Annotated in this window: 9 protein-coding genes and 1 tRNA gene; 9 read left to right on the top strand and 1 reads right to left on the bottom strand. The window is 59.9% G+C overall.

Annotated features, from left to right (window positions below; all coding sequences use genetic code 11):
- Window position 1: 1 nt before the first annotated feature.
- The 8 genes from infB to LGQ10_RS14830 all read left to right on the top strand — a co-directional run bounded on the left by infB (window position 2) and on the right by LGQ10_RS14830 (window position 8,732).
- Window positions 2-2,524, top strand: a complete 2,523-nt coding sequence (infB, locus tag LGQ10_RS14865; protein WP_058438930.1) for a translation initiation factor IF-2 — start codon at window positions 2-4, stop codon at window positions 2,522-2,524.
- 159 nt (window positions 2,525-2,683) lie between these two features.
- Entirely contained in the window at window positions 2,684-3,085 is a 402-nt protein-coding gene (gene rbfA, locus LGQ10_RS14860; protein WP_025131408.1) for a 30S ribosome-binding factor RbfA, read from the top strand.
- 3 nt (window positions 3,086-3,088) lie between these two features.
- Window positions 3,089-4,006 carry a tRNA pseudouridine(55) synthase TruB gene (gene truB, locus LGQ10_RS14855; protein ID WP_058438936.1) on the top strand — a complete coding sequence of 306 codons (918 nt, stop codon included), beginning with the start codon at window positions 3,089-3,091 and terminating at the stop codon, window positions 4,004-4,006.
- Between the two features lie 115 nt (window positions 4,007-4,121).
- Entirely contained in the window at window positions 4,122-4,391 is a 270-nt protein-coding gene (gene rpsO, locus LGQ10_RS14850; protein ID WP_003177875.1) for a 30S ribosomal protein S15, read from the top strand.
- A 197-nt stretch (window positions 4,392-4,588) separates the two neighbouring features.
- Window positions 4,589-6,694, top strand: a complete 2,106-nt coding sequence (gene pnp / locus LGQ10_RS14845) for a polyribonucleotide nucleotidyltransferase (protein WP_058438928.1) — start codon at window positions 4,589-4,591, stop codon at window positions 6,692-6,694.
- Window positions 6,695-6,817: 123 nt separating this feature from the next.
- A tRNA-Thr gene (locus tag LGQ10_RS14840) sits at window positions 6,818-6,893 on the top strand.
- Between the two features lie 476 nt (window positions 6,894-7,369).
- On the top strand, window positions 7,370-7,891 hold the full coding sequence (locus LGQ10_RS14835; RefSeq protein WP_226525978.1) for a hypothetical protein: 522 nt from the start codon (window positions 7,370-7,372) through the stop codon (window positions 7,889-7,891).
- Window positions 7,892-8,435: 544 nt separating this feature from the next.
- A complete protein-coding gene (locus tag LGQ10_RS14830) occupies window positions 8,436-8,732 on the top strand; it encodes a DUF6388 family protein (RefSeq protein WP_058438924.1) in 297 nt (98 codons plus the stop codon).
- Between the two features lie 68 nt (window positions 8,733-8,800).
- Here LGQ10_RS14830 and nadC read toward each other — a convergent pair whose 3' ends face one another.
- A complete protein-coding gene (nadC, locus tag LGQ10_RS14825) occupies window positions 8,801-9,649 on the bottom strand; it encodes a carboxylating nicotinate-nucleotide diphosphorylase (RefSeq protein ID WP_226525977.1) in 849 nt (282 codons plus the stop codon).
- A 361-nt stretch (window positions 9,650-10,010) separates the two neighbouring features.
- On the opposite strand from nadC, the gene LGQ10_RS14820 reads away from it, so the two are divergent.
- Window positions 10,011-12,230 carry a DUF1631 domain-containing protein gene (locus tag LGQ10_RS14820; RefSeq protein ID WP_226525976.1) on the top strand — a complete coding sequence of 740 codons (2,220 nt, stop codon included), beginning with the start codon at window positions 10,011-10,013 and terminating at the stop codon, window positions 12,228-12,230.
- Window positions 12,231-12,278: the final 48 nt, after the last annotated feature.

Here is a 12,278-nt window from a genome sequence, read left to right as displayed (position 1 = left end):
CATGACGCAAGTCACGGTGAAACAACTGGCCGATGAGGTCAAAACACCGGTAGAGCGCCTGCTGCAGCAGATGCGTGAGGCAGGTCTGCCGCACACCGCCGCCGAGGAACATGTGAGCGACAGCGAGAAGCAGTCATTGCTGACTCACCTGAAAAGCAGCCACAAGGCGAAAGTGGAAGAACCACGCAAGATCACTTTGCAGCGCAAGACCACCAGCACCCTGCGTGTTGCTGGCAGCAAGAGCATCAGTGTTGAAGTGCGCAAGAAGAAAGTCTTCGTGCAGCGCAGCCCGGAAGAAATCGAAGCCGAGCGTCAGCGTGAACTGGAAGAGCGTCGCGCAGTAGAAAATGCTGCCCGTCAAAAGGCTGAAGAAGAAGCCAAGCGTCGCGCCGAAGAAGAAGCGCGTCGCCAGCCTGCTCCGGCTGCCGAGCCAGTTGCCGCGCAAGCAGCACCTGCTCCAGCGCCTGTGGTGGAGGCTGTGCAAGAAGCTCCAGCGGCCGCTGCGGCAGTTGCGGCTCCTGCAGCTGACGCACGCAAGAAAGATGAGCAGCGCCGTCCAGACAAGCCCCGCAACGACGATAACCGCCGTAGCGGTGATGGCGATCGCAAGAACGCTCCGCATCGTGCTTCGGTCAAGGAAAAGGCTCCTGCGCCTCGTGTTGCCCCACGTACTACCGACGAAGAAAGCGATGGCTTCCGTCGTGGTGGCCGTGGCAAGGCCAAGCTGAAGAAACGCAACGCTCACGGTTTCCAGAACCCGACCGGGCCGGTAATCCGTGACGTGCAGATCGGCGAGACCATCACTGTGGGCGAATTGGCCCAGCAGATGTCGGTCAAGGCTGCTGAAGTCATCAAGTTCATGTTCAAGCTGGGCACCCCGGCCACCATCAACCAGGTACTGGACCAGGAAACTGCCCAGCTGGTTGCCGAGGAGCTGGGCCACAAGGTGACCCTGGTCAGCGACACTGCCCTGGAAGATTCCCTGGCCGAGTCCCTGAAGTTCGAAGGTGAGGCAGTTTCTCGTGCACCGGTCGTGACCGTGATGGGTCACGTTGACCATGGCAAGACCTCGCTGTTGGACTACATCCGTCGTGCCAAAGTGGCCGCGGGCGAGGCCGGTGGCATTACCCAGCACATCGGTGCCTACCACGTGGAAACCGAGCGTGGCATGGTCACCTTCCTCGACACCCCTGGCCACGCCGCGTTTACCGCAATGCGTGCCCGTGGTGCCAAGGCTACCGACATCGTGATCCTGGTGGTCGCGGCAGACGACGGCGTGATGCCGCAAACCATCGAAGCCGTCCAGCACGCTCAGGCTGCTGGTGTTCCGCTGGTAGTCGCGGTGAACAAGATCGACAAGCCAGGCGCTGACCTGGACCGTATCCGCAGCGAGCTTTCGACCCACGGCGTGACTTCGGAAGAGTGGGGTGGTGATACTCCATTCGTACCGGTTTCCGCGAAGATGGGTACTGGCGTAGACGATCTGCTCGAAGCCGTCCTGCTGCAGGCCGAAGTACTGGAGCTCACTGCGATGCCTTCGGCTCCTGGCCGTGGCGTGGTGGTCGAGTCCCGTCTCGACAAGGGACGTGGTCCGGTTGCTACCGTGCTGGTTCAGGACGGTACCCTGCGTCAGGGCGACATGGTGCTGGTCGGTTCGAACTATGGCCGCGTGCGCGCCATGCTCGACGAGAACGGCAAGCCGATCAAGGAAGCCGGTCCTTCCATCCCTGTCGAGATCCTCGGCCTGGACGGTACCCCGGACGCTGGCGACGAAATGAGCGTAGTGGCCGACGAGAAGAAAGCCCGTGAAGTGGCTCTGTTCCGTCAAGGCAAGTTCCGCGAGGTCAAGCTGGCCCGTGCTCATGCCGGCAAGCTGGAAAACATCTTCGAGAACATGGGCCAGGAAGAGAAGAAGACGCTCAACATCGTCCTCAAGTCCGACGTCCGTGGTTCCCTGGAAGCTCTGCAAGGCGCGCTCAACGGCCTGGGCAACGACGAAGTGCAAGTGCGCGTCGTCGGCGGCGGTGTCGGTGGTATCACCGAGAGCGACGCCAACCTGGCACTGGCCTCCAGCGCTGTACTGTTCGGCTTCAACGTGCGTGCCGATGCCGGCGCCCGGAAGATCGTCGAGCAGGAAGGTCTGGATATGCGTTACTACAACGTGATCTACGACATCATCGAAGACGTCAAGAAGGCCTTGACCGGTATGTTGGGCAGCGACGTCCGGGAGAACATCCTGGGTATTGCCGAAGTTCGCGACGTATTCCGCTCGCCGAAGTTTGGTGCGATCGCCGGTTGCATGGTCATCGAAGGTGTCGTGCACCGTAACCGTCCGATCCGCGTGCTGCGTGAAGACATCGTGATCTTCGAAGGCGAGCTGGAATCCCTGCGCCGCTTCAAGGATGACGCTTCCGAAGTCCGTGCCGGCATGGAATGCGGTATTGGCGTGAAGAGCTACAACGACGTCAAAGTCGGTGACAAGATCGAAGTCTTCGAGAAGGTCCAGGTTGCTCGCAGCCTCTAACTCGCGTACTTCAAGAGCCCTGGCAGACCGTCGCATGTGCATGCACGGCACCGCCAGCGGCCTCTAAACGCAACGCCCGGTCCGGCTTCTGCCAGGCCGGGCGTTTGCCGCTTTCAGACCACACGGGTTTCACCGTGAGGCAGTAACAGGTAACAAGACATGGCAAAAGAATACAGCCGTACCCAACGCATCGGGGATCAGATGCAGCGCGAACTGGCGCAATTGATCCGTCGTGAAGTCAAGGATCCACGTGTCGGCCTGGTGACCATCACCGCCGTGGAAGTCAGCCGCGACGTCGGCCACGCGAAGATCTTCATCACCGTGATGGGCCAGGAAAACGCAGAAGAAATCGCCCAGAGCATCAAGGTGCTGAACTCGGCGGCAGGCTTCCTGCGCATGCAGCTGGCCCGGGAAATGAAGCTGCGCAGCGTGCCGCAACTGCACTTCCATTACGATGAGAGCGTGGCTCGCGGGGCGCATCTGTCGGCCCTGATCGAGCGTGCCGTGGCTGAAGACAGCCAGCATGGCGACGCGCCTGCCCCTGAAGACGCCAAGGAGTAAATGGTGGCTCAGGTCAAGCGTATCCGTCGTAACGTCAGCGGCATCATCCTTCTGGATAAGCCGCTGGGCTTCACCTCCAATGCGGCCTTGCAGAAGGTCCGCTGGTTGCTCAATGCCGAGAAGGCCGGTCACACCGGCAGCCTCGACCCCTTGGCCACTGGCGTCCTGCCGTTGTGCTTCGGCGAGGCGACCAAGTTCTCGCAATACCTGCTCGATTCCGATAAGGGTTACGAGACCCTGGCACAGCTAGGCAAGACCACCACCACGGCGGACGCTGAAGGTGAAGTTTTGCAGACTCGCGAGGTGACCGTTGGTCGTGCCGACATTGAAGCGGTATTGCCGGAATTTCGCGGCGAAATCAAACAGATACCGCCGATGTACTCCGCCCTCAAGCGTGATGGCCAGCCACTCTACAAATTGGCTCGTGCAGGGGAAGTGGTGGAGCGTGAACCGCGTTCTGTTACTATTGCGCGCTTGGAATTACTCGCCTGCGAAGGCGACACTGCCCGTCTGGCGGTGGACTGCAGCAAAGGCACCTATATCCGTACCCTGGTGGAAGATATCGGTGAAAAACTGGGCTGTGGTGCTTACGTTGCGGAACTGCGGCGGACCCAGGCCGGACCTTTCAGCCTGGCCCAGACGGTCACCCTGGAAGAGCTTGAAGCAGTGCATGCCGAGGGCGGCAATGAAGCGGTAGATCGCTTCCTGATGCCATCGGACAGTGGCCTGCTGGATTGGCCGCTGCTGCAGTTCTCGGAACACAGCGCGTTCTACTGGCTCAACGGCCAGCCGGTGCGCGCTCCCGATGCACCGAAGTTCGGCATGGTGCGGGTACAGGATCACAACGGTCGTTTCATCGGTATCGGTGAAGTGAGCGAAGACGGGCGCATCGCGCCGCGTCGACTGATTCGGTCAGAATGACCGAACGAGTGTGGCTGTTAACAGGCACGGTCAACACTCATTTTTAGATACAGGGATTTGTCCCTGGCCTGTTGAAACTGCCCTTTGGGTGGTTTCCTGAAAAAAGGATTGCCTCATGGCTCTCGACGTTCAAGAAAAAGCACAAATCGTTGCTGACTACCAGCAAGCTGTTGGTGACACTGGTTCGCCAGAAGTGCAAGTTGCACTGCTGACCCACAACATCAACAAGCTGCAAGGTCACTTCAAGGCCAACGGTAAAGATCACCACTCCCGTCGTGGTCTGATCCGCATGGTAAACCAGCGCCGTAAGCTGCTGGACTACCTGAAAGGCAAGGATCTGGGTCGTTATCAGACTCTGATCGGCCGCCTGGGTCTGCGTCGCTAATCAGCGATTGCGCTATGAGGTTGGTTGTTTGCCATGCGTCAGCGGTTTTTCCGCTGGCGTATGGCAGGCTTCCAGCCTCAAGTTTTATCTGCTTCACCGTTTTACCTGGACAATAAAGGCTGGGCCGATTCCCGGTATTGCCCAAGAATTTCGCAAGAATCAAGTTTCCCCAAGAGCCACAAAGAAGGTAGGACACCGTGAACCCGGTAATCAAAAAATTCCAGTTCGGTCAGTCGACCGTAACCCTCGAGACTGGCCGTATCGCCCGTCAGGCCTCCGGCGCAGTATTGGTCACCGTTGACGACGACGTCAGCGTATTGGTGACCGTGGTTGGCGCCAAGCAAGCGGATCCAGGCAAGGGCTTCTTCCCTCTGTCCGTTCACTACCAGGAAAAGACTTACGCTGCCGGTAAGATCCCTGGCGGTTTCTTCAAGCGTGAAGGCCGCCCTTCCGAGAAAGAAACCCTGACCTCGCGTCTGATCGACCGTCCGATCCGCCCTCTGTTCCCAGAAGGCTTCATGAACGAAGTGCAGGTTGTCTGCACCGTGGTTTCCACCAGCAAGAAGACCGATCCGGACATCGCTGCGATGATCGGTACCTCGGCTGCCCTGGCGATCTCCGGCATTCCTTTCGACGGCCCGATCGGCGCCGCTCGCGTGGCATTCCACGAAAGCACCGGCTACCTGCTGAACCCGACCTACGAGCAGCTTCAGGCATCTAGCCTGGACATGGTCGTGGCCGGTACCGAAGAAGCCGTACTGATGGTTGAATCGGAAGCCAAAGAGCTGACCGAAGACCAGATGCTGGGCGCCGTACTGTTCGCCCACGACGAATTCCAGTCGGTGATCAAGGCTGTCAAGGAACTGGCTGCCGAAGCCGCCAAGCCAACCTGGACCTGGGCTCCGCAAGCCGAAGCGACCGAACTGCTGGGCGCTATCCGTGCCGAGTTCGGTGAAGCGATCTCCCAGGCCTACACCATCACCGTCAAGGCCGACCGTTACGCTCGCCTGGGCGAGCTGAAGGACCAAGTGGTTGCCAAGCTGTCCGGTGAAGAAGGCCAGCCGACTTCCGCTGAAGTCAAAGCCGCTTTCGGCGAAATCGAATACCGCACCGTTCGCGAAAACATCGTCAACGGCAAGCCACGTATCGACGGCCGCGACACCCGCACCGTACGTCCGCTGAACATCGAAGTCGGCGTCCTGGCCAAGACCCACGGTTCGGCCCTGTTCACCCGTGGTGAAACCCAGGCGCTGGTCGTTGCCACTCTGGGCACCGCCCGTGACGCGCAGCTGCTGGATACCCTGGAAGGCGAGAAAAAAGACCCGTTCATGCTGCACTACAACTTCCCGCCGTTCTCGGTAGGCGAGTGTGGTCGCATGGGTGGCGCTGGTCGTCGCGAAATCGGCCACGGCCGTCTGGCCCGTCGTTCCGTTCAGGCCATGCTGCCTGCCGCTGACGTGTTCCCGTACACCATCCGCGTGGTATCGGAAATCACCGAGTCCAACGGTTCCAGCTCGATGGCTTCCGTTTGCGGTGCTTCCCTGGCCCTGATGGACGCGGGTGTGCCGATGAAGGCACCGGTTGCCGGTATCGCCATGGGTCTGGTTAAAGAAGGCGAGAAGTTCGCCGTCCTGACCGACATCCTGGGCGACGAAGACCACCTGGGCGACATGGACTTCAAGGTAGCCGGTACCGCCAAGGGCGTCACCGCGCTGCAGATGGACATCAAGATCAAGGGCATCACCGAAGAAATCATGGAGATCGCCCTGGGCCAGGCCCTGGAAGCTCGCCTGAACATCCTCGGTCAGATGAACCAGGTCATCGGTCAATCCCGTACCGAGCTGTCGGCCAACGCTCCGACCATGATCGCGATGAAGATCGATACCGACAAGATCCGTGACGTCATCGGTAAAGGCGGCGCGACCATCCGTGCGATCTGCGAAGAAACCAAGGCCTCGATCGATATCGAAGACGATGGTTCGATCAAGATCTTCGGTGAAACCAAGGAAGCGGCAGAGGCCGCGCGCCAGCGCGTCCTGGGCATCACCGCAGAGGCTGAGATCGGCAAGATCTACGTCGGCAAGGTTGAGCGCATCGTCGACTTCGGCGCCTTCGTCAACATCCTGCCTGGCAAGGACGGTCTGGTGCACATCTCCATGCTGAGCGACGCTCGCGTAGAGAAAGTCACCGACATCCTGAAAGAAGGCCAGGAAGTGGAAGTGCTGGTACTGGACGTGGACAACCGCGGCCGTATCAAGCTGTCCATCAAGGACGTGGCAGCAGCCAAGGCTTCGGGCGTTTAATCCCCCGCCAGCCTTAAGCTGAACAGCAGACGCCCCGACTGGTTCGGGGCGTTTTGCTATCTGCGGCTCGCATCTGCTGCTTTGCCTGGCGCGTCCCGGATGCCGGTGCTAGGTTTAGCCGACGCCGGTGTAGCTCAGTCGGTAGAGCAGCGCACTCGTAACGCGAAGGTCGCAGGTTCGATTCCTGTCTCCGGCACCAGATAGCAGGTCAGGGCAGATCATGACTGCCTACGCCCTTCAAGAACTTCCGCTTGGCGATAAATGAACGCCCTCGAAAGACACCGAATTAAAAACATCGGCAGACAGCTGTAGCCACCATGTCGAGTTTGCGTGTTTTATCCAAAAACCGTACTAAACAGTTACCCCAACTTGCTCCATAAGCTCCAGGCTTCTCCTGATTATTTGAGCTGAGCGCTCTTCTAGTTGCTTGTTGAATGACGTCTGGTTTACGGATGCCGGCAAGCCAGAGATAACTGCATCAACCAAGAGGTTGCCTGTATTTAGCCTGCATCATGTACCGGGCCTCAGCCATGTGCTCGGCGCTACTGGGTTTATGCGCTTTGTGTCCGGACGAGTTTTGGGCCCGGTTGATCATCCCCCGGCTGATCATGAAGCGGATAGTAGCCGCTAGGGGTATTGCGCATAATGACAGCCAGAAATCATGGAGCGTCCCGTGTGAAGAAGTGGAAGTTGGCTGTGTTCGGTGTGGTGTCGCTGGCCCTTGCAGGCTGTGAGAAAGGCCCCTCCTATGAATTTGAGGGGCAGTACTTCGCCGCCGAAGGCGAAGAATGCACGACTCCAGCGAATACCAAGGACCTGGAGCACTATTTTCTGGAAATAACCAAACAGGCCAGCATGGGAAAGGTGGTGTATTCCGCCAAGTTGCCATCAGCGGCAAAAGCCGGGCTGCCTGTTGTCAGTGCGCAAGACGTCTCGCCCAATGATGATAATCAACTCACTTTCAATTTCAGCAAAGCCAGGGTGTACGGGGTTCCTCCGGAGAATCCGGACTTTACTATCGTAGTTACCGTAATCCCCAATCAAGACAGGGAAGGGCATCTTTGGCTGATCAAGAACAAGATGATCATTACCAAGGATGGGGAAGTGAAAGAGTTCGATATCCTTGAACGTCTGAAAGACCTTATCGATGTCGGGCGGACAGGCGCCTGCTTGAGAAAAGGAACGGCGACGGGCTGAGCGTGAATCAATCCGAGTTCACCGCAAGCTCTCAGCAATTCGGCGTGAAACAACCACTCATCTTCGTCGGGCCCTGATTGGTTAATGCCGATCAGTTCAGGAAAGGGTAGGCGCGAGGCTTGCCCGCGATGGACTTCAGGGCGCTGCGTTTATCCAATACCTGCGCGCTACCGTTGACGACCATCGCGAGCAAGCTTCGCTCGGGCAGGGGGGCACTTCGCTTAACTGACTGGCATTACCCTGATTGGCTCCCCTTTTAAGCACCGATGTAGCCCATTGCGATGACTGGATCTGCGAAATCCTGTTTCGCAGGGTTCTGGCGAGTGGGTGTTTGATGATGCTCCGCAAAACCTCCGATTTTTCTGCAATGGGTGCATCAGGTCATATAAATCGTGGGCCAAAGTCCCTATATTCGATTCCTGTCTGAGTACCAGCATGCTGTTTTCAGATGATCCCGAATGGCTCTGCAGGCCGGTTGAATCGAGCGGCCCAGAGATCCCAGCGACCCAGATCCATTTCCATTCCCACGATCAGAGAGAACGAGATGATTCCTAAAGAGGCAAGAATCGACGTAGCACTTGAAAGGTACCTGGATGCCACGCCTTCCCTGAAGGAAGAAATCAGCGCCCTCAGCCCTGCGGAGCAGAAGCAGCAGGCGCAATGGGCCTTTGAAGACGAGGCGGAGTCTCGCGGCATCGAGCCGTGGGAGTTGGTACTCGACCTGGTGGCCGAGACACCCGAGGAGCTGAAGGCCATGCGCCTGGAAGTGCATCAGGAGGTTGCTGAAGCACTGGGCATGGAACTTGAGGAATATCTGGAACTGAACGAAATCGACGATTGAGCGCCACTACTGGCCACAAGCTTCAAGAAGGTCTCCTGAAGCTTGTGGCTTGATACTCGCCGCGGTTTTCAGAGGCTCAGCCGCATGGACAGGTCCAGGGCCTTCACGTCCTTGGTCATCGCACCGATGGAGATGTAGTCCACCCCGGTTTCGGCGATCGGACGCAAGGTGCTTTCGTTGATCCCGCCGCTGGCTTCGAGCTTGGCCTGACCAGCATTCAGTCGCACGGCCTCGCGCATATCCTCCAGGCTCAACTCGTCGAGCATGATGATGTCGGCGCCCGCCGCCAGTGCTTCTTTCAATTCCCCCAGGCTTTCCACTTCCACTTCCACCGGCTTGCCCGGGGCGATCTTGTGGGCGGCGCTGATGGCCTGGGCGATGCCGCCACAGGCGGCGATATGGTTTTCCTTGATCAGGAAGGCGTCATACAGGCCGATGCGGTGATTGTGGCAGCCGCCGCAGGTGACGGCGTACTTCTGCGCCAGCCGCAAGCCGGGAAGGGTCTTGCGGGTATCCAGCAGTTTGACCTGGGTATCGGCGACAAAGTCGGCCAGGTAGCGGGCGCGGGTGGCTACGCCGGACAGCAGTTGCAGGAAGTTCAGGGCACTGCGCTCACCAGTGAGCAGCGAACGGGCCGGACCTTCGAGGTGGAACAGCGCCTGGTTGGGCGCCACCCGCTCGCCATCTGCTACCTGCCAGTGCACGGCGACCCGTGGGTCCAGCTGGCGAAACACCGCGTCGACCCAGGCCGTACCGCTGATCACTGCGGCTTCGCGAGTGATGATCGTGGCCTTGGCCAGGCGTTCGGCCGGGATCAATTGCGCGGTGATGTCGCCGCTGCCGATGTCTTCCAGCAGCGCGCGGCGCACGTTGGCTTCGATTTCGGCGGTCAGGTCGGCGAGGCGTAGATTCGGCATAACGGACTCCACAAACAAAGTGCGCCGATTATAGGGGCACGGCATGGACGAACCCAAGGCGGCTGATCCGACAGACTGAGGCGAACCTGTGTTTCCTCGTTTTGTCTGATTAATGAGAGGGAATTTTCTTAGAAAAGTAAGAGATATTTCCGAGGAGACGACAGAGTCTGCTGGCGCAACAGGGGCGTTTTACAAGATAATGCGACTTGTAATTGACGTCATAGCTTTGACGTATCTTTGGCTTCCCCTTACATGAAGTGCAGTGGAGTGCATCTGCCTCCGCTCAGCGTCGGCTGTGAGCGTCACCGGCTCGGCAGGACCTTGATATCGAACCGAAGAAACACCTATGCAGGAGGCTTGGATGCACAACGACGGGAATGTAGTGCCTTTGCACAAGGCCGCTACAGATCAGGCGACGGCTTCGCCGCTTGCCCGCCTGCCTGTGATTCTGCTTCAGGTTCGTGACAAGGCCGCCCAGCAATTGCGCCACGGCCTGCAAGAGTTGTTCGATAACGCCGATGACACCCTGTTCGAGATGGCCGACCGGGCGCAGAACAATGTCGAGCAGAACATCCTGTTCGAAGCCATGCGCGACCTGCGCCTGAAGCGCAAGAGCATCGAGCGCGGTTTCCTCGAGAAGTTCTTCGAAGCCTTTGCCGGCCTGGCCCAATACGATCCGCCCCTGATCATTGCCCACGTGGCGGCCTACGACTGCGAGCCGCAGTCGTCCCGGGACGAACTGGAAAAATCCGTGGCCGTGGATGCCATGGTGGCCAAGGTGTTCAACCGCGCCGGCTTCGCCCTGGGGCACCTCACCGCGCGCCTGGGCGTGTTGTTGGGCCGGCGCCTGGCAGAGGGCGAAAACCCCCTCGGACCGGCGCTGCTCTGCGAGTACTTCCTGCAGGCCGGGCGCAACCTGGGCGTGGAGATCAAGGTCAAGCTGATCATCCTCAAGCTGTTCGAGCGCTACGTGCTCAGCGAGGCCGAACAACTCTATGCCGAGGCCAACCAGCTGCTGATCGCCACTGGCGTCCTGCCCGAGCTGCTGCCGGCACCGGCACGTCGGGCTTCGGATCGGGCCCGGGCCGAGGTCCAGGGCGAGGCCGGGCCGGGCAAATCCGGACAACATCCCTTCGACGAAAGTGTCCAGGAAGTCTTCGCCGCCTTGCAGACCCTGCTGTGCCATGTACGCGGCAGCGTGGCGCCAACCCTGGAAGCCAGCGCCGAGACCCAGCCGATTTCCACCCGCGACCTGTTGCGGCTGTTGTCGCACCTGCAGCAGTACGTGCCGCCTCCCAGCGTTCAGGATGATTTCGACCTGCGCAACCAGCTGGAGCAGTTGCTGACCCGGGTCAGCGTCAAGAGCGGCAAGTCTCGGGTTGTGGATGTAGCCGACGAGGATGTGATCAACCTGATCGCCATGCTCTTCGAATGCATTCTCGACGATCGCAACCTGCCGGATTCCCTCAAGGCACTGATCGGTCGCCTGCAGATCCCCATGCTCAAGGTAGCGGTGCTGGACAAGAGCTTCTTCAGCCGCGGCAGCCATCCGGCCCGGCGCCTGCTCAATGAAATTGCCGCTGCCGCCATGGGCTGGGGCGGTTGCGATGACCATCAGCGCGATAGCCTGTATCTGCGGATCGAGCAAGTGGTACAGCGCCTGCTGAGCGAGTTCACCGACGATCCGGCGATCTTTTCCGAACTGCTGGCGGACTTCCTGGCCTTCACCGCCGATGAGCGGCGCCGTGCCGAGTTGCTGGAGCAGCGCACTCGCGATGCCGAAGAAGGCCGGGCCAAGGCCGAGCTGGCCCGACGCCGGGTGGAACGGGCCCTTAACCAGGCGTTGCTGGGCAAAGTGCTGCCGCAAAGAGTGGTCGACTTCATTCGTGACGCCTGGAGCCAGGTCCTGCTGCTCAGTTGCCTGAAGCACGGTGACGACTCGGAGCAATGGCAAGCCGCCGAGCAGACCATGGAGCAGTTGATCTGGAGTGTGCAGCGCCATGCCCAGCCGGACACCGCCATGCGCCTGCTGGCCCTGGTGCCGGGGCTGCTCAAGGGTTTGCGCGAGGGGTTGAGCGGTGCGGCTTTCGATCCGTTCGCCACCAGCGAGTTCTTCGCCCAGCTGGAGCTCCTGCACCTGCAGGCTTTCGAGCATCAGGCCCAGGCCGCTCAACAGGCTGTGGCCACCCTGCAGGTGGCGCCCACGGACATGATCGAGGTCGCCCAGCACATTGTCCTGCCCAGCGCCGAAGAGGGCCCGCTGGAAGCCGCGCCCCTGGCCCTGCCGGCCAACGACGCCAGCGTGCAGTGGGTGGATCAGTTGCGCCTCGGCGCCTGGGTCGAGTTCCAGGAGGACGAGGACAACATCCTGCGCTGCAAGCTGGCGGCGATCGTCCCCCATCCGGTGGTCAAGTACGTGTTCGTCAACCGCACCGGGATGAAGGTGCTGGAACGCACGCGCATGGGCCTGGCCCTGGAATTCCACCGCGACGCGGTCCGTGCCCTGGACGATACCCTCCTGTTCGACCGGGCCCTGGAGTCGGTGATCGGCAATCTGCAGCGACTCAATCACGGCAAGTGATCGCAACCAGGGCAGGGATCGCGGCATACTGGGCCACCCAAGGCTTTA

Origin of the sequence: Pseudomonas sp. L5B5 (assembly GCF_020520285.1) — a bacterium.
GTDB lineage: Bacteria > Pseudomonadota > Gammaproteobacteria > Pseudomonadales > Pseudomonadaceae > Aquipseudomonas.
Note: the sequence above shows the minus strand (reverse complement) of the source record. Positions and strands in the feature narration are given on the sequence as shown.